The sequence below is a fragment of the Salegentibacter agarivorans genome, assembly GCF_900113135.1.
GTDB lineage: Bacteria > Bacteroidota > Bacteroidia > Flavobacteriales > Flavobacteriaceae > Salegentibacter > Salegentibacter agarivorans.
This window is the reverse complement of the sequence record NZ_FOOH01000027.1, coordinates 25,770-52,286: the sequence shown is the minus strand read 5'-3', so window position 1 is coordinate 52,286 and position 26,517 is coordinate 25,770. Positions and strand designations below refer to the sequence as shown.

Annotated in this window: 18 protein-coding genes; 14 read left to right on the top strand and 4 right to left on the bottom strand. The window is 37.4% G+C overall.

Going from position 1 to position 26,517, the window contains the following annotated elements; translation table 11 throughout:
• Window positions 1–437 precede the first annotated feature (437 nt).
• Both BM084_RS16140 and galK read right to left on the bottom strand, forming a co-directional pair.
• Window positions 438–1,478, bottom strand: coding sequence for a UDP-glucose--hexose-1-phosphate uridylyltransferase (locus tag BM084_RS16140; RefSeq protein WP_093306076.1), 1,041 nt, complete (start codon window positions 1,476–1,478; stop codon window positions 438–440).
• 10 nt (window positions 1,479–1,488) lie between these two features.
• On the bottom strand, window positions 1,489–2,652 hold the full coding sequence (galK, locus tag BM084_RS16135; RefSeq protein ID WP_093306079.1) for a galactokinase: 1,164 nt from the start codon (window positions 2,650–2,652) through the stop codon (window positions 1,489–1,491).
• 175 nt (window positions 2,653–2,827) lie between these two features.
• Here galK and BM084_RS16130 point away from each other — a divergent pair, with 175 nt between their 5' ends.
• From BM084_RS16130 to BM084_RS16095, 8 genes are all read left to right on the top strand, one after another.
• Window positions 2,828–5,554: a substrate-binding domain-containing protein gene (locus BM084_RS16130; protein WP_093306074.1), complete on the top strand. Its 2,727-nt coding sequence runs from the start codon at window positions 2,828–2,830 to the stop codon at window positions 5,552–5,554.
• 242 nt (window positions 5,555–5,796) lie between these two features.
• Complete coding sequence (locus BM084_RS16125) at window positions 5,797–7,116, top strand: sugar porter family MFS transporter (protein WP_075325003.1); 1,320 nt, start codon at window positions 5,797–5,799, stop codon at window positions 7,114–7,116.
• A gap of 33 nt (window positions 7,117–7,149) precedes the next feature.
• Entirely contained in the window at window positions 7,150–8,742 is a 1,593-nt protein-coding gene (locus BM084_RS16120) for a glycoside hydrolase family 32 protein (protein WP_093306072.1), read from the top strand.
• 10 nt (window positions 8,743–8,752) lie between these two features.
• Window positions 8,753–11,851: a SusC/RagA family TonB-linked outer membrane protein gene (locus BM084_RS16115; RefSeq protein ID WP_093306070.1), complete on the top strand. Its 3,099-nt coding sequence runs from the start codon at window positions 8,753–8,755 to the stop codon at window positions 11,849–11,851.
• A gap of 19 nt (window positions 11,852–11,870) precedes the next feature.
• Window positions 11,871–13,565: a RagB/SusD family nutrient uptake outer membrane protein gene (locus tag BM084_RS16110; RefSeq protein WP_075325000.1), complete on the top strand. Its 1,695-nt coding sequence runs from the start codon at window positions 11,871–11,873 to the stop codon at window positions 13,563–13,565.
• A gap of 217 nt (window positions 13,566–13,782) precedes the next feature.
• Entirely contained in the window at window positions 13,783–14,670 is an 888-nt protein-coding gene (locus BM084_RS16105) for a carbohydrate kinase family protein (RefSeq protein ID WP_075324999.1), read from the top strand.
• 109 nt (window positions 14,671–14,779) lie between these two features.
• Window positions 14,780–15,667, top strand: coding sequence for a bile acid:sodium symporter family protein (locus tag BM084_RS16100; RefSeq protein ID WP_075324998.1), 888 nt, complete (start codon window positions 14,780–14,782; stop codon window positions 15,665–15,667).
• A gap of 484 nt (window positions 15,668–16,151) precedes the next feature.
• Window positions 16,152–16,772, top strand: coding sequence for a DUF4403 family protein (locus BM084_RS16095; RefSeq protein ID WP_093306068.1), 621 nt, complete (start codon window positions 16,152–16,154; stop codon window positions 16,770–16,772).
• On the opposite strand, the gene BM084_RS16090 is transcribed toward BM084_RS16095, so the two are convergent.
• Both BM084_RS16090 and gldJ read right to left on the bottom strand, forming a co-directional pair.
• Window positions 16,762–18,060 (bottom strand): UDP-N-acetylmuramoyl-tripeptide--D-alanyl-D-alanine ligase, encoded by a 1,299-nt coding sequence (locus BM084_RS16090; protein WP_093306066.1) that lies wholly within the window; start codon window positions 18,058–18,060, stop codon window positions 16,762–16,764. The genes BM084_RS16095 and BM084_RS16090 overlap by 11 nt on opposite strands.
• A gap of 114 nt (window positions 18,061–18,174) precedes the next feature.
• Window positions 18,175–19,866 carry a gliding motility lipoprotein GldJ gene (gldJ, locus tag BM084_RS16085; RefSeq protein WP_449415958.1) on the bottom strand — a complete coding sequence of 564 codons (1,692 nt, stop codon included), beginning with the start codon at window positions 19,864–19,866 and terminating at the stop codon, window positions 18,175–18,177.
• A gap of 432 nt (window positions 19,867–20,298) precedes the next feature.
• Here gldJ and porV point away from each other — a divergent pair, with 432 nt between their 5' ends.
• The 6 genes from porV to BM084_RS16055 all read left to right on the top strand — a co-directional run bounded on the left by porV (window position 20,299) and on the right by BM084_RS16055 (window position 26,516).
• On the top strand, window positions 20,299–21,453 hold the full coding sequence (porV, locus tag BM084_RS16080; protein WP_093306064.1) for a type IX secretion system outer membrane channel protein PorV: 1,155 nt from the start codon (window positions 20,299–20,301) through the stop codon (window positions 21,451–21,453).
• A 72-nt stretch (window positions 21,454–21,525) separates the two neighbouring features.
• Complete coding sequence (gene cdd / locus BM084_RS16075) at window positions 21,526–22,008, top strand: cytidine deaminase (protein ID WP_093306062.1); 483 nt, start codon at window positions 21,526–21,528, stop codon at window positions 22,006–22,008.
• Window positions 22,009–22,115: 107 nt separating this feature from the next.
• A complete protein-coding gene (gene pdhA, locus BM084_RS16070; protein WP_075324993.1) occupies window positions 22,116–23,117 on the top strand; it encodes a pyruvate dehydrogenase (acetyl-transferring) E1 component subunit alpha in 1,002 nt (333 codons plus the stop codon).
• Between the two features lie 3 nt (window positions 23,118–23,120).
• The gene (locus BM084_RS16065) at window positions 23,121–24,785 is read left to right on the top strand and encodes a pyruvate dehydrogenase complex dihydrolipoamide acetyltransferase (RefSeq protein WP_093306061.1); all 1,665 of its coding nucleotides are present in this window, start codon (window positions 23,121–23,123) and stop codon (window positions 24,783–24,785) included.
• Between the two features lie 70 nt (window positions 24,786–24,855).
• The gene (locus BM084_RS16060) at window positions 24,856–25,839 is read left to right on the top strand and encodes a M20/M25/M40 family metallo-hydrolase (RefSeq protein WP_093306059.1); all 984 of its coding nucleotides are present in this window, start codon (window positions 24,856–24,858) and stop codon (window positions 25,837–25,839) included.
• On the top strand, window positions 25,836–26,516 hold the full coding sequence (locus tag BM084_RS16055; RefSeq protein WP_075324990.1) for an SDR family NAD(P)-dependent oxidoreductase: 681 nt from the start codon (window positions 25,836–25,838) through the stop codon (window positions 26,514–26,516). The genes BM084_RS16060 and BM084_RS16055 overlap by 4 nt, the downstream gene beginning before the upstream one ends.
• Window position 26,517 lies beyond the last annotated feature (1 nt).

Here is a 26,517-nt window from a genome sequence, read left to right as displayed (position 1 = left end):
AGCTGGATCAGGAGAAGGTTACGAATGATGGTGATGAAAAGCTGGAAAAGCTGGAAACCTCTTCACCGACAACTAAGGCGTATGGGTTATAAGGGGAATTTTCTGAAGATATCGGTAACCCGATGGAGAAACTCCTCCACCAATTTAATACACTATGCCCTGCCAAATAAGTACTTCTCAGAATTAGGGTTGTACGCAATGGACACAGTTGAAGGGAACACTTTGCATCAGTACTATCAAACAGTACTGAATAAGATTTAACATGAGCCGTGTACGAGACCCGTATGCACGGTTCTGGAAGAGGGATGAAGATAATAAATGCTCAAATATTTATTATCTTCACCCTACTTGATTATAGCTTAGATTTACCGGTAATTTAATTCAGGTGAACAAGAATAAATTGTTTATCAGTAAATGAAAATCAAACCCATAATTGTCTACCGCTCTAAATAATGAACATCAGGGAGTTCCTGTAAATTATGAGCTGCCTGTTCTGCGGTAATATCTCTTTGTGGGCCGGCAAACATTTCGTAACCTACCATGAATTTCTTAACCGTAGCCGATCTTAATAGTGGAGGATAAAAACTCATATGAAAATGCCATTCCGGATACTCTTTACCATCAGTTGGAGCCTGATGAATTCCTGAAGAATAAGGAAAAGAAGTTTCAAAAAGGTTATCGTATTTTATAGTGAGCTTTTTAATAATTTCAGCAAAAGCTTTTTCTTCTTCAGCATTCAACTGCCCAATATGTTGATGTTGTTTTTTGGGAATAATCATCGCCTCGTAGGGCCAAACTGCCCAGTATGGAATAAGCACAACAAAATGTTCATTTTTTGCTAAAATACGCTCATTTAATTCCAGTTCTTGCTTTAAATAATCGCCCAATAAACTGCTCTTATTTTTATTCCAGTAATCTTTAAAATGTTGCGATTTCTTTAAAATTTCTGTAGGAATAGATCTTTGAGACCAAATTTGGCCGTGAGGATGCGGATTGCTGCAACCCATCATGGCGCCTTTATTTTCAAAGATTTGAACATAATTTATATTCTCTTTGCTACCCAGTTCTTCAAATTCTTTCTTCCATAAGCCCACCACTTTTGTGATATCTTCTACCTCCATTAATGGGAGAGTGAGGGAGTGATCTGGAGAAAAGCATACCACTTTGCAAATTCCGGTTTCACTTTCTGCTTTTAAAAGTCCGTTTTCAAAATCATCAGTGGGGCCGCTGGGGAGAAGTGCGGGAAAATCATTTTCAAAAGAATGAACACCTTTATAATCGGGATTGGTTTCTCCACCCATTCTTGAATTTCCAGGACATAAATAGCAGGATGCATCGTAACTTTCCCGTTTTTCCTGGTTATTTTTTTCGGTTTTTCCCTGCCAGGGGCGCTTGGTTCGGTGGGGTGATACCAAAATCCATTCCCCGGTTAAAATATTATATCTTCTATGCGGGTGCTTGTTTAGTTCTGTGTTCATTTTTCGCTATTTAAACTTTAGTAATTTGGGTCCCTTCATCAGGTACCACCGTTATTGGCGTTGGAGTAATATTAAATTTCTCCTGGTAAGCTTTTGTTACTTCGGTGATATATTCATCAATTTTATCACTTTCAATTAAATTTATGGTACACCCGCCAAAACCACCGCCCATCATTCGGGAGCCGTAAATAAAACTTTTATCTTCAGAAAAATCAACCAGAAAATCCAGCTCGGGGCAGCTTACTTCATATTGATGTTGCAAACCGCGGTGGGAAGCATACATTAATTTCCCCAACTCTTTTAAGTTTCCGCTACTTAACGCTTTCTCGGTTTTCATAACACGTGCATTTTCTTTCAGTACGTAGCGGCAGCGTTTTAAACTTACAGGACCAATTTTTTCTTTAAATTCTTCTAGCATTTCAAAACTTACGTGCCTTAAAGCTTTTACTTTCGGATATTTTTGCTGAATAATCTGCACTGCATTTTCACATTGCTGCCGGCGGGAATTGTATTCGCTATCGGCCAGGTTATGGGACACATTGGTATTTAAAAGTAGCAATTTACAATTCTTGATTTCTGCCGGAATAAATTCTGCTTCCAAAGATTCGCAATCCAGTTTGATAAAATGATTCTTTTTGCTCATTACTGAAGCAAATTGGTCCATAATTCCGCAGTTACTGCCCACAAAATTATTTTCTGCCCGTTGGGAAAGTTTTACAATTTCCATTTGCGGCAGGTTTAAACTGAATAATGAATTTAAACCGCCTGCAAAACCACATTCTAACGCTGCTGAAGAGCTAATCCCTGCACCAATGGGTAATTCGCTCTTTAAAATACAGTCAAAACCTTTAAGAGTTTTCCCCAGTTTCTGAATTTCATCAATTACACCAAGCAAATAATTCTCCCAGGAATTTTTACTTTTTAAAATTTTATCCAGGTTAAATTCTACATAGGTTTCAAAGGTTTCACTATAAATTCGGCATAGATTATCATTATTATTTTTCCTGAATTTAAAATAGATTTTCTTGTCTATGGCCGAGGGCATAACAAAGCCCTGGTTATAATCGGTATGTTCGCCAATTAAATTAATTCTCCCAGGGGAGGCGACTTTTACTTCGGTTTTAAAATTCCTAAAATCTTCTGGAATAGTATGATTATTCTCTACTGGTTTCAATTGCAATTGCTTTTTAGAATTCAAAGATAATAAATGTAAAATTTACGTTCATTTAAAATTGAATGAAATTTACAAGTCTTAAAAGCGGTTTTTATTTATCCAAATTCATTTTCTATCTTTCATTAATTAATTTCCCGGGTTTTTTAGAGGAATTTTTCCATTCAATATTTTGTTTATGAGGTTTTTAGGTTTGGTGTTGGTTATTGCCGGATTCTTGTTTTTTGGTTCCTGTACTGACGAACCAGAGCAGGATGAATTCCAGATTGGTTTTGTACAGGCAATGACTACCGATAATTGGCGGAAAGAAATGAACAGAGCGATGGAGGTAGAAGCTTCTATGCACCCCGGTTATAAACTTCACATTAAAGATGCTCAAAATGATGTCTCAAGACAAATTAAGCAAATAGAAGAGTTTATTTCTACTGAAGTAGATGTTTTAATCGTCTCTCCCATTCAATCGGTTCCTATCACCCCGGTAATAGAAAAAGCCATGAATGCCGGGATTCCAACCATAGTGATAGACCGTAAAATTGAAGGAAGCAACTATACCGCATATGTGGGAGCAAATAATGTTGAAATAGGTAAAAATGCAGCAAATTATATTGTTTCCAATTCAAAGCCTAATCAAAACTTAGAGCTGATTGAAATAACCGGACTTCAAACTTCTTCCCCGGCTTTTGAACGTAGCCAGGGATTTAATGAAGTCGTGACCAATCAGGAGAACGTGGATATTGTGGCGTCCATTGCAGGGGATTGGGAAAAAACTTCAGTAGGTGATAATTTGAAATCTATTTTAGATTCAGTGGGAAGTATAGATTATATTTTTGCGCATAACGACCGTATGGCAATGGGTGCCTGGGAAGTGGCACGTAGCAAAAATCTTGAAGATAGCATCCAAATAATTGGAGTAGACGGGCTTTTTGGCCCTAGCGGAGGAATACAACTTGTAAAAGAAGATGTTCTCGCAGCTACCGTGCTTTACCCCACTGGTGGTGCTGAAGCCATTAAGCTTGCTGTTAAACTACTTGAGGGAGACCAGATTGACAAAAATAATATTCTGAGTACTGTAGTTATAGATAAGGTGAATGTGGAAATCATGCAGAATCAGTTCAATAAAATGAACCAGCAGCAAAATGATATCGAACAGCAACAAAGAATAATCACAGAACAGGTAGCTACTTATAACTCACAGTTCAACCTTTTAAAAATTATGGTTGGCCTAATTGTTTTACTCTTATTGCTTGGATTTTGGGCAGTTTATTTGGTATTTAAGTTAAGGAAGCGAAAACGCAGACTGGAACTAAACAATGAGAAAATAATTACCCAACGCAATCAAATAGAAAAATTTGCAGAACAATTAAAGGTCTCAAATGAAGTAAAGATCAATTTCTTTACAGCTCTTTCTCACGAATTTAAAACTCCGCTAACATTAATTACCAGCGCGATAGAAAGTATATCACAAAATCCTTATAAACAGCTTAAAGATTTTGCTTATGAAACTAACCTTATAAGCAAAAATTCGGGTAGGTTGCTTAGGCTTATCAATGAACTTCTAGATTTTAGAAAACTGGAAAGCGGGAGCTTTAGGCTTAAGCCATTAAAAACTAATTTATACGAATTTATAAGTAATATATATGAAGATTTTGAAACCGAAGCGCTAAGAAAGTCTATTGATCTTCGTCTGGAGACCAACAATAAGGAGATTATGATTTATATGGATAGAGATATGATGGACAAGGTGTTTTTTAATATGCTTTCCAACGCTTTTAAATTCACTCCTAAAAATGGACAGATTAGTATTAAGGTAGAAGAGAGAGGCGAAGATAAAGTTGAAGTGCGTTTTAAAGATTCTGGGATAGGAATTCCAAAAGAAGATTTTCAAAAAATATTTGATCCATTTAGACAGGCCGGTAATAACACCAAACCCAGTTCCGGTCTCGGACTTTATATTACCCGACAATTTGTTGAACTACATAAAGGTAATATTTCGGTTTCATCGCATCAGGGTGCGGAATTTAAAATTGAATTATTAAAGGGTAAAAATCATCTTTCTGAATATGAATTTTCAGAAGATACTTCAGAAATTAAGAAAGAAGAGTCAGAAAAGGCATTAAAAAGTACTTTTATTCCGGAAGAGCTTTCGCAGTCCTTAAATGGAAATGCTGAAACTATTTTAATTATTGAAGATAATGAAGATCTATCTTATCTCTTGAAGAAAAGATTGCTGGGAGATTACCGGGTAGAACTTTCTGATGGAACAGACGCTATTGAAAAAGCATTGGAAATTATTCCGGATGTAATTATTTGTGATATCAACCTTCCAGAAAAAAGCGGTTTTGAGATCTGCCAGGAACTTAAGAGGGATTTGCGAACTTCCCACATTCCAACTTTGATTCTTACAGCATTAGGCGATGAAGAATCTCGCATAAAGGCCTTGAAAGCGGGAGCCGACTCTTATATCACCAAACCCTTTAATTTTGAAATTTTAAAGGAATCATTACGTTCAGCGTTGTTTAACAGGGAAAAATTGCGGTATTATTATACCAACAAGATAGATCAGGTAAAAGACAATAAATTTGAAGATTCTGAACAGAACTTTCTTAAAGATCTGAATCAAATTATTGAAAAGAATTTAAAGCACGCTAATTTTAATGTAGAAGATTTAGCGCAACAAATGGGAATCTCGCGGGTGCAACTTTATCGAAAGGTAAAAGCGATAATGGGAATTAGCATAAGCGATTATATAAATTCACAAAGATTGAGTAAAGCTAAGAGTCTTCTACAGGAAACTAATTTAAATATCTCTGAAATTGCCTATGAAGTAGGTTATGCTTCTCCGGGCTATTTTTCCACCTCCTTTAAGAATAAATATGGAACTACTCCAAAAAAGTTCAGAAACTAGCTTGAATAAACTATATCGATTTCGAATAGTATTTTTATTTAGGTATCAAAATTAAACTTTTTGTATCATATGTTAAACTATAACGGTTTCGTAAATTTTTATGAATTCCTGTAAGGCCCTGTATATAAAGTACTTTACAATTTATTTCGATTTAATTAACATTTTTGTAATCATTTTAAGGATTCCTAAAATACAGGCAGGAGTTTTAAACATAGCTTAGTTTCTCACTTAGAAATTACGATATGAGTAAAATTTTTGCCTGGTCAATTAGTGCTGCATTAGCAGGTTTTCTTTTCGGATTTGACACCGTAGTTATTTCCGGAGCCGATAAACAGCTACAGGAATTATGGGGAACCTCAGATGCTTTTCACGGCTCTATCGTTATGGCGATGGCGCTTTGGGGAACTGTAGTGGGTGCTATTTTTGGAGGAATCCCCACAAATAAGTTCGGAAGAAAAAATACCCTTATAATAATAGGAGTACTATATCTCCTTTCGGCCCTGGGTTCAGCCTTCGCTAATGATCCTATTACCTTTGCTATTTTCCGGTTTCTGGGAGGATTAGGCGTTGGTGCTTCAACAATTGCCGCACCTACTTATGTTTCCGAGATCGCACCGCCTAAAGATAGAGGTAGGCTAGTATCCCTTTATCAATTCAATATCGTTTTAGGGATTTTAATCGCTTACCTTTCTAATTATTTACTTCGTGACACCGGAGCTCAACCCTGGCGATGGATGGTAGGTGTAGAAGCGATTCCTGCATTTATTTATATCCTTTTTGTGGTATTTATTCCCAGAAGTCCGCGTTGGCTTATCTCTAAATCCAGAAACGAAGAGGCAGCTAAAATACTTCAGGATATTAATCCAGAGGCCGATCTGGAAAAAAGAATGATAGAAATTAAAAAGCAATCTGAAAGTCAGATTACCGGCGAGAATATTTTTATGAAAAAGTATCGCTTTCCATTAATCCTGGCGTTCCTGGTTGCGTTTTTTAATCAGCTTTCCGGTATAAATGCTTTTCTCTATTACGCTCCGCGGATTTTTGAATCGGCCGGCTTAGAAGCCAACACAGCCTTATTAAGTAGTATTGGAATAGGCGTGGTAAATCTACTTTTCACCCTTCTTGGAGTTTTTCTAATCGATAAAGTAGGGAGGAAAAAACTTATGTTTGCGGGCTCTATAGGCTATATCATCTCCTTATCCCTGGTAGCTGCAGCATTCTTTCTAAATTGGGGCGGACTTTGGGTGCCTATTTTTCTATTCCTGTTTATCGCGGCGCACGCCATAGGACAGGGAGCGGTAATTTGGGTATTTATTTCTGAAATATTCCCGAACCACTTAAGAGCCTCGGGCCAGGCATTTGGTTCTTCTACACATTGGGTCCTGGCGGCAATCGTACCGTCTTTAGTACCTGTGCTTTTTGCTACGATAGGTCCCGGTTACGTATTTGCATTTTTTGCCTTTATGATGGTGCTACAGCTAATCTTTGTGATTTTTATGATGCCCGAAACCAAAGGAAAAACTCTCGAGGAATTAGGTGAAGAATTATCCCCCGAGTACTAACAATCAAGCTTTTCAACAATAAAATAATCTATTATGAAAAATAAATTTATATTTCTTTCTTCCTGTCTGTTAAGCGCGATGCTGATGTTTTCGTGTAAGGATAACATTAAAGAGACTAATGAGGAAACGCCGGAAGTTACCGCTCAAAACGATACCGACTTTAGACCGGCTTTTCATTTTACTCCCAATGAAAACTGGATGAACGATCCTAACGGGATGTTTTTCCTTAACGGAACTTACCATTTATTCTTTCAATATTATCCTGAAGGAAATACCTGGGGCCCTATGCATTGGGGTCACGCTACCAGTAAAGATATGATTAAGTGGGAAGAACAGCCCATAGCACTGAAGCCCGATGAACAAGGCTATATTTTCTCAGGAAGCGCGGTAGTAGATACTGAAAACACATCTGGCTTTGGGGATGGAGAAACCGCGCCGGTAATTGCGATGTTTACCTATCACGATCCTAAAGGAGAAGAAGAAGGCCGGGAAGACTACCAAACCCAGGCCATTGCTTATAGCCTGGATGAAGGAAAAACTTTTACGAAATATGAAGGAAATCCAGTAATTGAAAATCCCGGGATTCGTGATTTTCGCGATCCAAAAATAACCCGCGATGAAGTACACGATCAATGGGTTATGGTACTTTCTGCGGATGATATAACGATGTTTTATACTTCTCAAAATTTGAAGGATTGGGAATTAGCTTCTGAATTCGGCAAGGGGATAGGTGCCCATGGAGGAGTTTGGGAATGCCCCGATTTTATACAGATGAAAGTGGAAGGATCTGAAGAGAAAAAGTGGGTTTTGATCCAAAGCTTAAATCCGGGTGGTTTCAATGGAGGCTCCGGGACTCAATATTTTGTGGGTGACTTTGATGGAAAGACCTTCACTTTAGATGATTCTATGCAGGATTTGGGTGAAGATCATCATTACTGGTTGGATTTTGGAAAAGATAATTATGCCGGGGTAACCTGGGCCAATATTCCAGAAGAAGATGGCCGGCATTTGTTTATTGGCTGGATGTCTAACTGGCAATATGCAAACGAAGTTCCCACCGAAACCTGGAGAAGCGCCATGACTATTGCCAGGGAAATTAAACTTAACAAAACAGGAGATACTTACCGTATAGTTTCCACTCCTGCAGCGGAACTTCAAAATTATAAGGGTGAAAAATTCACTAAAAGTACTGTTTCAGTTGAAGGGAAAACGCAAATAGCAACTTCAGAAGAAATAGATATTTCAAATTCAGTGATCTCCTTTGAAATACAGGATTTAAAAGATCAGGAATATCATTTTAGCCTTTCCAGTGAGGGAGATGATGTTTTGAAATTTGGCTACGATCATAGTACAGAAGAATTTTATTTAGATCGAAGCAATTCTGGTCTGACCGATTTCAATGAGAATTTTGGTGATAAAGTTTCAACAGCACCACGACTTTCAAAAGATTCAAATTTAAAAGTAAAAGCGATAGTAGATAATATGTCTATAGAACTCTTTTTCGACGATGGTGAAACCGTGATGACTGAAATTTTCTTTCCGGAGCAGCCTATTAGAAACTTTAGTGCTGAAGGAAATGAATTCAATTTAAAGAATCTAAAAATTAATCAAGTAAACCTCAACTAACCCATAACCTATGAATTCCAAATTATTAATACTATTTCTTTTACCCCTTTCTATGTGGGCACAGGGAATAGACGTATCAGGAAATGTGATTTCTGATGATGATCAAATGCCATTACCCGGAGTTTCTATTCAAGTGGAAGGAACAAATGAAGGTGTGATTACAGATTTTGATGGAAACTATATAATTGAAAACATTGATCCCCAGGCTACTTTAGTCTATAGTTATTTAGGTTTTCAAACTAAAAGAGTAGCTGTAAATAATCAAATAAATATTGATGTTTCGCTAATTGTGGATGATCAGCAACTAGATGATGTGGTGGTAACGGGATACACCTCTCAAAGGAGAACAGACATTACAGGAGCAGTATCTGTAGTAGACATGGATGAATTAAATAAACAGCCCGAACCAAATCCTATTAGAGGATTACAGGGGAGGCTTCCTGGAGTTCAAATAACTTCAGATGGTTCTCCCAGTGGTGCAAATACTCAGGTAGTAATACGTGGAGTTGGTACTCTTAACAATACAGACCCTTTATATGTGATTGATGGAGTTCCTACAAAGGCCGGCATGCATGAATTGAATCCGAACGACATTGAATCTATACAAGTATTAAAAGATGCTTCTTCTGCAAGTATTTACGGTTCCAGGGCTTCCAACGGGGTAATTATTGTGACTACCAAAAAAGGTAAAGAAGGTAGAATGCAGGTTAACCTTAATACTTATGTTTCAGCCTCGAATTATGCTAACAGACAGGATGTGCTTAATGCAGAGCAATATGGTCGTGTTCTATGGCAGGCACAGGTTAATGACGGTATTGATCCTAATTCTAATAACCTGAGATACCAATTTGATTGGAATAATAATGAAAATGGTGGGGCGGTTCTAAACAATATTATTGTACCTGAATATCTAGATGAGGAACAAACTTTACTATCAGCGGATACGGATTGGTTTGACGAAATTTCTCAAACAGGCTTCGCACAATCTTATGATTTATCTGTCTCGAATGGAACAGAAAAAGGGAACTATCTTTTTTCCCTTGGATATTATGATAACCAGGGAATTGTAAAAACTACTGAATTTAACAGGATTTCCGCGAGGATGAATAGTAGCTATAAATTATTTAATGACCGACTGGAAATAGGGGAAAACTTCACCTTTAATAAAACTAATGAGATCGAAAATCCAGGAGTTTTGGACCTGGCATTGAAAGCATCTCCTATTATTCCTGTTCGAACCGCAGATGGAAAAGGATGGGGAGGACCAGTTGGCGGGATGAACGATAGGCAGAATCCTGTACGTTTGTTGGAATACAATAAGGATAACGGTTATGAATATCACCGAATATTCGGGAATGCCTACGCCGATCTTGAAATTATTGAAAATTTGCATGTAAGAACAAACCTGGGAATTGATTACAGCAACTTTTATCGTCGTTCACTTCAGAGAAGTTATAAATCGGGTTATTTGCAAAACGATGAAACTGCAGTGAATATCGAAGATTGGAAAAGCTTAAAATGGACCTGGACTAACACGGCTACTTACGAGTTAGATATGGAGAAGCATAACTTGAATTTGCTCGCCGGAACAGAGATGTTTAGAGACGACTATAAAAATATAAATTTAAGAAGAGAAGGTTTTATTCTTGAAACTCCAGAATATATGTATCCAGATGCGGGAAGTGGAGAAGCCTATAATGGTGGTTCTGCCACTTCATACAGTTTACTTTCTTTCTTCGGGAAAATAGATTACACTTTTGATAGAAAATATCTGCTTTCGGGTACCATACGTCGGGATGGCTCTTCAAGATTTGGGGAAAACAATCGTTTTGGAACTTTTCCCGCTTTTTCTGCCGGTTGGCGTATTAGTGAGGAAGATTTCATTCCGGATAACTATTCATTCCTATCAGATTTAAAACTTCGTCTTGGATGGGGACAAACAGGGAATCAGGAAATAGATAACAACGCTATTTACTCATTATATGTTTCAGATTATGCCGGAGGTGATCCCACCTGGGGAACTTCTTATGGAACTGCTTACGATCTCTCTGGAGCCGGTTCTGGTTTATTGCGTTCAGGTTTCAGAGGAATTCAGTTAGGAAATGACAATTTGAAATGGGAAACTACTACCCAAACCAATGTTGGGCTTGATTTCGGCTTCTTCGGGTATAAATTATTTGGAAACATTGATTACTACTTCAAAGAAACTGAAGATATCCTGGTATTACCTCCATATCTTGGGACAATAGGTGAAGGTGGAAATAGATGGGTGAACGGAGCTTCTATGGAGAATGAAGGCTGGGAATTTGCACTAACTTATCGTGATAAAACCGAGGGAGATTTCAGCTATGAGATTTCTGCTAACATTGCTACTAATAGAAATGAAATAACTTATCTGCCAGAGGAAGTACAGAACAATTATGGCGGAGATGGTGGTGAAGATAATATTCTCGGGAGACCTATTAACTCAATGTATGGTTATGTTACTGATGGTTTGTTCACTTCTGAGGAAGAAGTAATGAACTCTGCGGAACAGGCAGGGAAAGGTCTTGGCCGTATCCGTTACAGAGATTTGGATGGCGATGGTGTGATTACCGATGATGACCGTACCTGGATAGGAATACCACATCCAGACTTTAGTTATGGATTTAATATTACACTTGGATACAAAAATTTCGATTTTACATCTTTCTGGCAAGGGGTTGGAAATGTAGATGTGATCAATAACCGAAAATTTCAAACAGATTTTTGGAGTGTGGATGACGTAGGATCGAATAAAGGAACCCGGCTTCTTAACGCATGGTCTCCAGAAAACGTGAACTCTTCTGTTCCGGCTCTAACAACTATTGATGATAACGCCGAATCGAGATTTTCAACTTATTATGTTGAGAATGGAAGATATCTGAAATTGAGAAACTTACAAGTTGGATATAGTCTATCGGAAGAACTTCTGGAAAGAATGAATTTCACCAATGCAAGATTATACGTGAGTGGCCAGAATTTACTAATGATAACTTCTTCAGATTTTACCGGAGTTGATCCTGAAAACGCAGGATGGGGTTATCCTCAACCACTTACACTAACTCTTGGCTTAAACCTATCACTTTAATAACATCAAACTCTTTATTATGAAGAAAATAAAATATTTACTAGGCATAGTTCTTCTAACTATTTCTACTGCCTGTTCAGATTTTCTAGAGGAAGAACCTTATGGAGTATTATCTGAAGAACAATTAACAACTCCAGAAAATGTAGATGGTTTTGTGACCTCAGCTTATGCTGCATTGGGTAATGATCATTATGACATACCCTTTAGTCTTTGGCCTTATGGAAATGTCCGCTCTGATGATGCTTACAAGGGGGGAAGTGGTACAAATGATATACAGGTTTTTCATTTTTTTGAAGTATCAGAGAACATAAGAACAGATTTTGGTGAACTGGATGCTTTCTGGTATAACAGTTTTATTGCTATTTCCAGGGTAAACAAAGCTTTGGCTGCATTAAATCAAATCGACGAGGTAGAATTTCCTGAGAAATCCACAAGAATCGCAGAAATGAAGTTTTTAAGAGGACATTTCTATTTTATGTTAAAAATAATGTACAAATATGTTCCATATGTGACAGAAGATATCCCAGTGGAAGAATATGGAACAATCTCTAACCGGGCTCTTAGTAATGACGACTTATGGAGTGCTATTGCAGGTGATTTTGAGGCCGCAGCACAGGTTCTTCCTTCTTCTCAGCCTCAAGTTGGGCGTGCAGATAAAACAGCAGCATATGCATATTTGGCAAAAACACGACTTTATCAGGCTTATGAACAGGATGAAAACCATAATGTAGTAAATATTAACCAGGAAAGATTGCAGCAGGTTTTAGATGCAACAGAGCAGGTAATGGGAATGCACCAACTTGAAGAAGATTTTGCCTATAATTTTCTTCCCGGTAGTTTTGAAAATGGGCAGGAAGCAGTTTTCTCCATTCAGTTCTCCAATAACGATGGTACCCTACATGGAAGACTAAATTATTCTGATGTGCTTGCTACTCCACAGGGAATTGGATGTTGCGATTTCCATAAACCAAGCCAGAACCTTGTAAATGCCTACAAGGTTGATGAACAGGGATTACCTCTTTTTTCAAATTATAACCAATCTAACCTTGACTTCAACAGTCTGGAGAATTACAGGGTTGACCCTCGATTATACCACACTGTAGCAATACCTGGTCTACCCTGGAAATACGATCAGGAAAATATTTACCAGGAAAACTGGGTTAGGTCTCCTAGTACGTATGGCTATACAGCCTCCTTAAAAGAGAATGTAACTGAAGATTCGGAATACCTTGTGAATATTGATCCTTTTTATGGAAATTCTAAAAACAGGATTGAGATTCGATATGCTGATGTATTGTTGATGAGGGCGGAAGCTTTAATTGAACTTGGAAGACAAAATGAAGCTCTTCCTCTGATTAATGAAGTTCGGGAAAGAGCTAATCAAAGTACGACTTTAATATCTTCATATGCTACTAATACTGGGATAAGTCCTTATTTAGACGGAGAAAACATCAACTGGACTCAGGATGTAGCCCGTGAAGCCTTACGTTGGGAACGCAGGTTAGAACTTGCCATGGAAGGAAACCGTTTCTTTGACCTTGTAAGATGGGGTATTGCAGAAGAAACTTTAAATAAATATTATAGTGAAGAAGCAGAAGAGGCTACGTACTACGAAGGCGCCTCTTTTGATGAAGGTCGGGAAGAATATTTACCCATCCCACAGGCCCAAATAAACTTTAGTCAGGACGTATATGTACAAAACACAGGCTACTAAAACATTATAATTATGATGCACTTTAATAAAATAAAAGCTACATCATAATTTATTCAGTAGAAAACCGGCGAGTAAAACTGGTGGGGCATACTGCAGTGGTTGGTAGGGATAATCTTTTCTACGTAGTTTGTATACCAATAATATTGATGGGCTACCGGGGCCAAAGAATTAAGTCTGGACTTTATAGTCCTTTTCAGAAAAAAATAAGTTTAATAAGATGGTAAATAGAAAAGCCGTTTGCTTCGGCGAAATATTATACGATGTATTCCCAGACCGGGAGAGAATTGGCGGTGCACCGCTTAATGTGGCTTCAAGGTTATCGGGATTAGGAATTTTAACAGAAATGATTAGTAAAGTGGGAGACGATGAAAAAGGCGAAAAGCTAATCTCTTATCTGGAATCAAAGAATATTAAAACTGAAAATATCTCCAAAGATCCTAATTTCACTACCGGTGTTGTAAACGTAAAACTTTCAGAAAGCGGTTCGGCTACTTACGAGATTGCACATCCTGTGGCCTGGGATAAAATTGAAATTTCAGAAGCGATAAAAAATTCGGTGAAAAATGCTGATGCTTTTATCTTCGGAAGTTTAATTTGCCGCGATGAGGTTAGTCGTAAAACACTTTTTGAACTTCTGCCGGAAGCAAAGTACAGAATATTTGATATTAATTTACGTCCGCCGTATTATGAAAAGGAAGTTTTGGAAAAACTAATGGAGCAGGCAGATTTTATAAAATTCAATGACGACGAATTATTTGAAATTGCTGAAATGATGGGTTCTAAGCACAATTCGTTAGAACAAAACCTGCATTTTATTTCTGAAAAAACCAATACCAAAACTATTTGTGTAACTAAAGGTAGACACGGTGCAGTTTTGCTAAAGGATGGGGTGCGCTATTATAATAGTGGTTTTAAGGTTAAGGTAAAAGACACGGTAGGCGCGGGAGATTCATTTCTTGCCAGTTTAATCGCCGGATTATTAAAAGAAGAAGAATCGCAAAACACCCTGGATTTTGCCTGTGCAGTAGGTGCTCTGGTAGCTGGGAAGGAAGGTGCGAATCCCGAAATTTCCGGGGATATTATTAAAAAATTTATGTTTCCTTAAAAACAGTCGTATTTGATTTTTAAAGAGATGGCCAAAAATTAATTTCGAAATTCTTAACGGTTCCTGCCTTTTAAAAAAAATACTATCTTGAGTTTCTTTTTAAAAGAATATGCAGCAATTTGCCGATATTTTTATGCCCCTCTCTATCGCTCTAATTATGTTTGGGATAGGCCTGGAATTATGTTTAAAAGATTTTAGAAGGGTTTTTGCTCATCCCAGAGCTATTATTACCGGTCTTGTTTCCCAAATATTTTTATTGCCGCTTATTGCTTTTCTATTAATTTTTTTCTGGCCCATAGATCCTATATATAAAATTGGAATTATGTTGCTTGCCGGCTGTCCCGGGGGTACCGCTTCAAATCTCGTGACAAAAATGCTGAAAGGAAGAGTGGCACTTTCGGTTTCACTTACGGCTTTTAATAGTTTGATTATATTGTTTAGTATTCCGCTGGTAATTGAGTTGAGTTATGCGGTGTTTGGAAATAATGGAGCTAAAGTCCAACTGAGTTTTGGGCAAACCATGGGAGACGTTCTCTTAACTGTAGTTTTACCTGTAATGAGCGGGATTCTAATAAACGAATTATACGGGCATAAGTTCGGAGAAAGTTTTCATAAGGCTTTACGCTATATTTTACCGGGGATAATGCTACTCGCTTTTATTGTAGTTATTTTCTTTGACGAAAATCAAAAAGGGGTGGAATATCTAAAACATTTAAACCTTCTAATTCCCCTAATTATTTTGAATTTCGCAACAATTATAGCCGGTTATTTCGCAGCCAGGCGTATGAAATTAAAACATAGCGCTGCTTACACAATTGCGGTAGAAATGGGCTTGCAAAATAGTGTGTTGGCGCTATTTATAGCCAATCAGTTATTAAAGGATCAGGATATTAGCCTGGTGGCTATTTTATATGGTAGTTTTTCGCTAATTATAACTTTCCTGGGAGGATGGATTCTTAAACATTACTTTGGAAAAGAGAACATTGAGAAAATTTAAATAAAAATGCCGGCCACATAAAGCTCAAACAGACCCTACTCAGTTTTATGCTTTTGCAGCCGACATGTTTTAATTGCCAAATTAAAATAAGTTCAAATACAGATCTATTTGTACTTATGTGTCCCGAATTTAGAGCTTTTGTTACTTAGTATTTTACGGATTTCCGTAATTACAAGTTAACCTTCTGAGAGTGAGAAGTATAAAAATTTATTTTTTCTGAAGTAAATATTTCGATTTCATTTGATTCCCTTAAGCTGAATGAAAATTAAAATGAAATTTGAAGGAATTTTATACGGAATATGGTTTTTTATTTCTTCGGTTTCTCTTACTTCTTAAGCAAGTTTTAAATACTCCGCGGTGCGCTATTTTTAATTGAAAGATCTTTCCTGTATTTAAATTTAACTGCGTTTTCAGAATATTTCAGCAGAAAAAACTTAAGTTGTATCTATGGTAAGACCATACTAACTAAACTGAAAATTTACTCATGAATAAGCTTTTTGATGACGATAATATTAAACTCAATTTGCCGGTAAAAATTAGCTACCGGGTTTTAGAAGATGTACTTCAGGAAAAATTAGTGGGAGAGCAAATAGGAATGGAAGATTCTAAAGGCACGGTAAAAAATTATGCCGAGGTATTGGGCGCCAATCTAGGTAAAAGTCAGGAACCCAATTTTGATCTTTCCCTCACTTTAAGACTGAAAACACTCACCACACTTTTTAAAAATAAGGAGGTTACTTTGTTAGTCCATTTAAGACTGGGATTTGATGAAGTAGAGCAGGTGGTAGATGTAGAAGAGTACGAACTGGAAGGTCAAAGTAAAAGTTGGCTTATGGATAATTCTCTTGAAACCCTGGCCAATACTTTAATTTATAAAAAGATTAAAAATAAAATGAAGCTGGATCTCAAGCCACATATTAATGAACATTTGGGAAAAGCAAATAGAAAGCTGGGAGACGAAATGGAAGCTGCCCCGGGAGTATTCCTCTCAGGAAATGTAAACACGCTAAAAGTTGCCGAAATAATCCCCGGAGATAGTTTGTTATTAATCCTTTTGGAAATTAGTGCCTATGGTTTTGTGAACGTAAAAGAGATTAAGCTTTAGGTTCAAAAACTTCAAGAATTTCTTCTAGCGCCATAGATCTGGATCCTTTTACTAAGATGCTGCAATTCTTTAATTCAGCCAGTTGTAGGTGCTTTTTAATATTTTCGGTATTCTCAAATTTTATAATGTTTGGCCTATTGGTAGTCGTTTTTTTGAACTGTTTACCCACAAGGTAGATTTCAGAAATATCAGCATTTTCAAGGTAATTTACCACAACCTGGTGTTCGGTTTCTGAAGCCGCACCAAGTTCTCCCATATCACCCAAAACAGCAATTTTAGTAGTATTGGTTTTTGAATAATTAAAGTGCTGTAATGCTGCCATCATACTGGTAGGATTAGCATTGTAAGCATCTAAATAGATCTTATTTGAATTTCGTTCTATTAATTGCGAACGGTTGTTGGAAGGAACATAATTTTCTATTGCCTCTTTTATCTCGTTAAAGGGAACTTTAAAATATAGACCAACACAGAGCGCAGCCGCCATATTCTTTGCGTTGTAACTTCCGCTTAATTGACTTTTAAACTTAGTATCGTTAAAGATTAACTCAGCAGAATCAGAGGTGTCGGGATAATCTACTTTTACCTGGGCTTTTCTATTATTTCCGAAGCTAAAAGTATGTTTATAATTTATTTCTAACCTTTGCACTTCATCGTCAAGGTTTAAAAATATCAGTTTTTTGTTATCTTTTAGGTGTCGGTATAATTCGGTTTTTGCCTGTATCACACCAGCTAAGCTTCCAAAACCTTCAAGATGTGCTTTTCCAAAGTTGGTGATAAGTCCATAATCTGGCATCGCAATATTTGAGAGAAATTCTATTTCGCCGGGATGGTTAGCCCCCATTTCAATTAATCCAATCTCCGTTTCTTCATCCATTGCCAGTAGACTAAGTGGCACTCCAATATGATTATTTAAATTCCCCTGGGTTGCGGTAACAGCATATTTTTTTGAAAGCACATTATATATAAGTTCTTTGGTGGTAGTTTTTCCGTTACTTCCCGTAATACCTATAATTGGAATACTTAAAAATTTTCGGTGAAATTTAGCGAGGTTTTGGAGCGCTTCCAGAGTATTTTTTACAACGATGTACTCTTTATCATTTAGCGCGGCTTCCTTATTATCTACAATGGCGCAAATAGCTCCTTTAGCAATTGCCTGTGCTGCAAATTCGTTGCCGTTAAAATTTGCTCCTTTTAAAGCGAAGAAAATGCTTCCTGGTTCAATATTTCGGGTATCGGTAGAAATTCCTGTACTTACCAGGAATCTTTGATGAATTAATGCTGTTTTCATATTTAGCGTTTTCTAAGTCTGAAATTAAGTTATTCCAGGGCTTTAAAATTAAAGCTATAAAAAAAGCCCTAAACAAATAGGGCTTTTATCATAATTTTTAGAAGATTAGAATTTCTAATTTCTTGCTTTTTTATTGTCATCTAAAGATTTTGAACCAACTCTGGACATTGCATTTCTAAATCCAATATAGTCGGTTGCCATATCTTGTGGGAAATATCTACGTTGTGCCGGGTCTAGCCAGTAAGCACGATCTCTCCATGAACCACCTTTGTAAACTCTAACTTCGTCACTAATAAGGGTAGTTCTGTCTGCAGTGTCATATCCACGTCTTGTTCCCGTAGTATCTGTAGTATTTGCTACATTATAAGTTGGGGAGTTATACATACGTTCCGATTCTTCGTCTGCTTGCTGAAATGATTGATAATAACGGCTAGAGCTCTTATCACCATCTCTAAAGTTGCGTTGATCACTATCGGTGTAGTTGGTACGCATATAAGTATCTTCTTCGGTAACTGGTATTTGAGCAATGTCTCCCGGGTAAGATCTGGCAACCAGTCTACCGGTGGCGAGAGTATCAAATTCAATTTCATCTACACCAACTACTTTTACAGAACCGTCTTCGTTAATAGCGTGTTTTGTATAAACATTCCCTCTATAGTAGTTGAAATCGTTAAATTCATCATCAACTATTGGTCGGTATACATCGGCAACCCATTCGGCTACGTTACCGGCCATATCATAAAGACCAAAATCGTTAGGCTCGTAAGATTTTACTTCAGCGGTAATATCGGCGCCATCATCACTCCAACCTGCAATTCCTCCGTAATCTCCGGCACCTTGCTTAAAGTTAGCTAATTGGTCTCCCTGTCTTTTTACATCACCAGAACGAGTATATTGACCATCCCACGGATATTTTTTTCTTCCTCTGTAAACATTATAATCTCTAATTCCTACTAAAGCAGAGGCGGCATATTCCCACTCAACTTCAGTTGGTAATCGATACTCGGGAAGTAGAATTCCGTCTTTACGTTGTACATAAGTTTGCCCACCAAGAGCATTTCCTTCTGCATCAGTATTTTGATTATCTATCATGTCCTGAGATGCGTCTCCTCCCTGGCTTATTTCGGTATTTCCACCGTATGCCTGGCTTGGTGCGTTTAAGTAGGTTTCGGTATTAAATGTAGTACCGGCTTGAACATCGGTATAACGGGCTCCTTCTTTAGTGTAGCCGGCTTCCTCCAGTAATAATTCGTTTACCCTATCGGTTCTCCATTTACTAAATTCAACAGCTTGTACCCAACTTACTCCAACTACAGGATAATTTCCATAAGCAGGATGACGTAAATAGTTGTTTACCATTGTTTCGTTGAATCCTAATCTATTTCTCCAAACAAGGGTATCTGGTACTGCACCATTATAAATATTTCTGAAATTTTCCTGGGTAGGAGGGAAAACTTTTTTCAACCAGTCCAGGTATTCCATATACATCATATTGGTAACCTCTGTCTCATCCATATAGAAGGACTGTACATGTTGCTGGGTAGGAGTATTGTTCCAATCGTGCATAACATCGTCCTGCACCTGCCCCATAGTAAAGGTTCCTCCTTCAACAAAAACCAGCCCCGGGCCGGCTTCCTGTTCCTTATAATCTGTGTTATATTGAAATCCGCCTTCATCTGAATTAATGTCCCATCCAGTAGCTCTGGAGTTGTCTTCATAGTCCCGGGAATTATTACAGCTTAGTAAACCAACGCCAAGAACGAGGGTTAAAAAGGCTCTAAAAGCAATATTGATTCTCATATTCATCATCTCTTTTGGTAGAAATATTAGGCTTTGCAATATAGTAATTAACGCTAAAAGTACAAGTTTATTTTATGTTCTCTCAAAGGCTTTGGTTTTCTTTAAAACCCTGATGTCCTTAGCACTTAGGCTAGACAAAGCTCTTTTTGATTTCCTGTGTACCGTTAATTTTTGCTCCCGGTAAAGCAGGAAGCAGCAAAATTAATTGTTTTTTATTTAACTGAAGGTTACTGTACTTAAAAAAGTAGCTAAAATTCAAAACGTACAATATTACACCTATTTTAAAGTTGTGATAGACCTACTCTATTTACTTTTATAAGTTTTATTATTCCAGATAAACTTCTGGCCTTGTTTTAATCTGCCTTTAGAATTATTTAAACTTAAGGTCTTTTCTTAACAAGATTATTAGTATATATTTGTTAATCATTAATTAATATGATGAAAAAAATTACAATCTTATTGCTCGGGTTAATTTTAAGCTCTCAATTTAAAATGACAGCCCAAGAAGAAAGGGATAGAGTTATAACAACCGCAGTCCCTTTTTTACTAGTAGCTGCTGATGCACGGGCAGCTGGAATGGGAGACCAGGGAGTAGCAACATCGGCTGATGTTTTTTCCCAGCAATGGAACCCAGCGAAATATGCTTTCGCTACCAGTGAACACGGGATAGGGGTTTCTTATACACCATACTTAAGTGATATTGTTAGTGATATCTTTCTTGGGAATATTAGTTATTACCATAGAATTAATGAAAGGAGTGCCGTTGCTTCAAGCTTAAGATATTTTAGCCTGGGTAGTATAGAACGTAGGGCAAGTTTTGAACAGGCTCCTTTAGTGGTTAATCCAAATGAACTTACCTTTGATGTTTCTTATTCTTTGCGCCTAAGTGATAATATTTCTATGGCAGTAGCCGGGCGTTACTTGCATTCAGATCTTGGCTTGCAGGACGAAGAAGATTTAGGTGCGGCCAATAGCTTTGGGGTAGATGTGGCAGCATACTACCAGAGTAATCAAATGGTTTTTTCAAATTTTAACGGAGTTTGGAAAGCTGGCGCAAATATTTCTAATATTGGCCCTAAGATGAAATATGAAGATGCAGGGCAGGAAAATTTTATCCCAACAAATTTTAAAGTAGGAACTGGTTTCGACTTTATTTTTGATATAGAAAATCGTTTAGGTGCTTATGTTGAATTCAATAAACTTTTAGTACCAACGCCAAGAGATTTTAATGATGATGGAGAAATTGATGCTGAAGATGATGCCGAATATAATGATATTGGTGCTATAGAAGGAATTTTCACTTCCTGGGGAGATGCGCCGGGTGGTTTTGGAGAGGAACTTCGTGAAGTAACCTGGGCGCTTGGCGCCGAATATATGTATCGCGAGGCTTTTGCATTTAGAGCCGGGTATTTTAGTGAAAGTCTTACCAAAGGTTCCAGGAGATTTGCTTCTTTTGGCGCAGGTTTTAAATATGAGCAGGTAAACATAGATATTTCTTATTTATTCTCTACCTCGCCGGTACCAAGTCCGTTGGAGGGAACCCTTCGTTTTGGTTTAACTTTTAATTTTGGAGGCCAATTCCCTGTTTATTAAATTATATTTCAGTTAATTTAATATTTGCAGCTTAGCAGGTTTCTATTATCTTTCCCTTCCAATAATTTTTATATGAAGCCATTAAAAGTTACCTCAAACTTTGAGGTCTATGATTCTGTTGAAGAACTTCCGCAGGCCATTCAGAGTTTGATGAAAACCGCCGTAGAAGCCCGGGGTAAAGCCTATGCGCCTTATTCGCAATTTAAGGTAGGCGCTGCTATAGCATTAAATAATAATGAAGTTGTTACCGGAAGCAACCAGGAAAATGCTTCGTATCCTTCAGGTTTATGTGCCGAACGTACCGCAATTTACTACTCAGGTGCCGCGTTTCCCAAAGCTCAAATTCAAAACATTGCCATTTCAGCTAAATCTATGAAGCACTTGGTAGAAGCTCCTGTGCCACCTTGCGGGGCTTGCAGGCAGGCGCTGGTAGAATATGAAGTTAAACAGGAAACCGATATTGCGGTCTATTTTATGGGTGAGACCGGTAAGGTGATGAAAGCAAATTCTATAAAAGATTTACTACCTTTAATCTTTGAGAATTCGGTCTTATAACGTTTTCGTTATTTTTGCTTAAAAACTGTTTTCCATTCTTATTGAAAATAGTATTTTTGTTATCCGCTTGGCAAACCCATCTGTCTGGCCTAAAATTAATAAGTTAAATGAAGAAAGTAACAAAAGCCACGTATTTAAAGTGGTACGAGGATATGCTGTTTTGGCGTAAATTTGAAGATAAACTTGCGCAGGTTTACATTCAGCAGAAAGTAAGAGGTTTTTTGCATTTGTATAATGGGCAGGAAGCTATCCTGGCTGGTGCCCTTCATGTAATGGACCTGGAAAAGGATAAAATGATTACCGCTTATCGTAACCACGTGCAGCCAATTGGTTTGGGAGTAGATCCTAAACGAGTAATGGCGGAACTTTACGGAAAAGCTACAGGAACTTCTCAAGGTCTTGGTGGTTCTATGCATATTTTCTCTAAAGAACATAACTTTTATGGAGGTCACGGTATTGTTGGAGGTCAAATTCCACTTGGTGCCGGTCTTGCATTTGCAGATAAATACTTTAAGCGTGATGCAGTAACTCTTACCTTTTTAGGAGATGGTGCTGCAAGACAGGGGTCTCTTCATGAAACTTTAAATATGGCCGTAAAATGGAATTTACCGGTTGTATTTTGTGTAGAGAATAACGGGTATGCAATGGGGACTTCTGTAGCCAGAACTTCTAAGGGAACAGATATCTGGAAGCTTGGTAATGGTTACGAAATGCCTTGTGGACCTGTAGATGCTATGGATCCTGTTAAGGTTGCAGAAGCTTTAGACGAAGCAATAAAAAGAGCTAGAAAAGGTGACGGACCAACATTTTTAGAAATGAAAACTTACCGTTACCGTGGTCACTCTATGAGTGATGCTCAAAAATATAGAACAAAAGAAGAAGTTGCAGAATATCAGGAATTAGATCCAATCACTACGGTGTTGAATATAATTAAAGATAAAAAGTATGCTTCGGAAGATGAAATAAAAAAGATCAACAAACGCGTTAAAGATAAAGTGTCTGAATGTGAGAAATTTGCTGAAGAGTCAGATTTCCCAGAAAAGAACGTGATGTATGATGTTGTTTACGAACAGAAAGATTATCCGTTTTTAGCACATAAACCTCAGTAAATTATGGCAGAAGTAATTAATATGCCGCGTTTGAGCGATACCATGGAAGAAGGTGTTGTTGCGAAGTGGCTAAAACAAAAAGGTGATAAAGTTGAAGAAGGAGATATCCTTGCAGAGATAGAAACCGATAAAGCTACCATGGAGTTTGAATCTTTTTACGAAGGGACCCTGCTTCATATTGGTATCGAAGAGGGCGAAACTGCACCTGTAGATACTTTGCTTGCTATTATTGGTGAGGAAGGTGAAGATATTTCTGATTTACTAAAAGGTGACGGAGATTCTAAAAAGGACGAGAAAAAAGATAAAGAAGAAGATAAGTCAGATTCTGATGAAGATGAAGACGAGGGCGAAGACGAAGCTGAAAGTGATGGCGATAGCGATGACGGGGGGATTCCTGAAGGTGTAGAAATTATTACTATGCCTCGTTTAAGCGATACCATGGAAGAAGGTACTGTTGCTTCCTGGTTGAAAAAGGAAGGCGATAAAGTAGAAGAAGGAGATATTCTTGCCGAAATCGAAACCGATAAGGCTACCATGGAATTCGAATCTTTTTACGAAGGAACTTTGCTTAAAATAGGTCTTGAAGAAGGCGAAACAGCAAAAGTAGATAGTCTTCTTGCTATTATAGGACCAGAAGGAACAGATGTTTCTAATGTTTCAGTAGACGGGAAGTCTAAAAAGAAATCTTCAGGAAAATCAGAGAAGAAAGAAGATAAATCTGAAGAAAAAGAAGAAATCAAATCTTCTGAAAAGAAATCTTCAGATTCTACAAAAGACGGTGGAAGAATTTTTGCTTCTCCATTGGCCAAAAAAATGGCAGAAGATAAAGGTATAGATCTTTCAGATGTCAAAGGTAGCGGCGGCAATGGTCGTATCGTGAAAAAAGACATTGAGGATTACAAACCTTCAGACAAACCTGCTGCTGCAAAAGAAAAAAGTAAAGGAGACGCAGCTGCTGCACCACAACCTTATGTGCCTGCAGGAGAAGAAAGCTTTGAAGAGATTAAAAACTCTCAAATGCGTAAAACCATTGCCAAACGACTTGGGGAATCTAAGTTTAACGCACCGCATTACTATCTAACTATAGAGGTAGATATGAGTAATGCAATGGCTTCACGTAAGCAAATTAATGAAATGCCAGATGTTAAAGTATCTTTTAACGATATGGTAATTAAGGCAAGTGCGATGGCACTTCGTAAGCACCCACAGGTAAATAGCCAATGGACAGGAGAATCTATGAAAATTGCTAAGCACATTCATATGGGTGTTGCAGTGGCCGTAGAAGAAGGTCTTGTGGTTCCTGTTTTAAAATTTGCCGATCAAATGTCTATGACCCAAATTGGGAATAATGTAAAAGACGTTGCCGGTAAAGCCAGAAACAAGAAATTACAGCCAAAAGATATGGAAGGTAGTACCTTTACCGTGTCTAACCTGGGAATGTTTGGGATAGTTGAATTCACCAGTATTATTAACCAACCAAACTCGGCAATCCTTTCTGTAGGAACTATTGTTGAAAAACCGGTGGTTAAAAATGGTGAAATTGTAGTAGGAAATACTATGAAATTAACCCTTGCCTGCGATCATAGAACAGTAGACGGTGCAACCGGTGCTGCTTTCTTAAAAACGCTTAAAACTTATATGGAAAACCCGGTAACTATGTTAGCATAATCCCGGTTTTTTAAAAATAACTAATTATTAAAATCCCGCAGCTTTGCGGGATTTTTTTATCTTTAACAGTATGAGAAAAATTACACTTAGTTTCACTTTGTTAGCCGCAATTCTGCTAATTTCTTCCTGCGGAAATTCACAATCTGCTACAACTTCAAAAAAAGTAAAAACCAGTTTAAATACTAATGTTCAACAAGCTGAAGTTGAAGAATTACTAAAATATTTATCTTCAAATGAATTAAAAGGAAGGGAAACCGGGACAGAAGGAATTGAACTGGCCGCGCAAAAAATTGAAAGCATTTTTGAAGAAAATGGGATTCAAAAATATTTCGACACATATCGGCACAATTTTGAAATAAAGGGTGTTGAAGGATTTAATGTGGTTGGAATGTTGGAAGGAAACGATCCTAAGCTTAAAGATCAATTTATTATTCTGGGAGCACATTACGATCATATAGGGATCCAGGAATCCGTAGAAGGAGATTCTATAGCTAATGGCGCCAACGATAATGCTGCAGGGACCGTTGCGGTTGTAGAGTTGGCTAAGAAATTTGCCAAAATAGATGATAATAAGCGAAGCATTATGTTCGTATTATTTTCTGCGGAAGAAATGGGGCTTGTAGGAGCAAGAAAAATAGCGCAACAACTTAAGGAAGATAAGCTTGATCTTTATACTTTATTCAATTTTGAAATGATTGGTATACCTATGCACAATAAAGATTATATAGGTTATCTCACCGGTTACGAAAACTCTAATTTTGCCGAAAAATTCAATGAATATTCTGGCAAAAAAGTTCTTGGATTTCTCCCACAGGCCAAAGAATATAATTTATTTAAACGAAGCGATAATTATCCGTTTTTTGAGGAATTTAATGTTCCTGCGCAAACAATTTCAACTTTCGATTTTACCAATTACAATTACTATCATCACGTAGCCGATGAAGCAGAAAAGCTTGATGTAGTACATATGACCAATGTAATTGAAAGCGTAATTCCCGGAATTTTGAAAATGGCGAATACGCCTCAAAAAGAAATAAAACTATTAAAAAAATGAAACATATTGTCATAACAGGAACCAGCCGGGGAATGGGCTACGAAATGGTAAAATTTTTTGCCGAAAAAGGGCATAAAATACTGGCACTTTCCCGAAACGACAAGCCGGTTTCTGAATTAAATCTGGACAACGTAACTACTTTTTCCTGCGATATTTCAAAGCCGGAAGATATTGAAAAAGTTTCAGCATTTATCGATGCAAAATGGGAAAAAGTTGACGTTGTTATTAACAACGCGGGGGCGCTTATCAATAAACCTTTTGAAGAAATTTCAGCAGAAGAATTTCAGAAAATATATAGTACAAATGTTTTTGGGGTTGTCGGTTTAACTCAAAAATTATTGACCTTTATGAAGAAAGATTCGCACGTGGTAAATATTAGTACCATGGGTGGCGTACAGGGCAGTGTTAAATTTCCGGGGCTTTCAGCTTATAGTTCCAGTAAAGCCGCAATAATTACTTTAACCGAGCTTTTAGCTGAAGAATATAAAGAAAACGGACCTTCTTTTAATGTTTTAGCATTAGGAGCTGTACAAACCGAAATGCTGGAAGAGGCATTTCCCGGGTTGGAAGTTCCACTTTCAGCCAGAGATATGGCAGAATACATTGCCAATTTTAGCCTCACCGGGCATAAATATTATAATGGTAAATTGCTCCAGGTATCTAACAGTACTCCGTAGC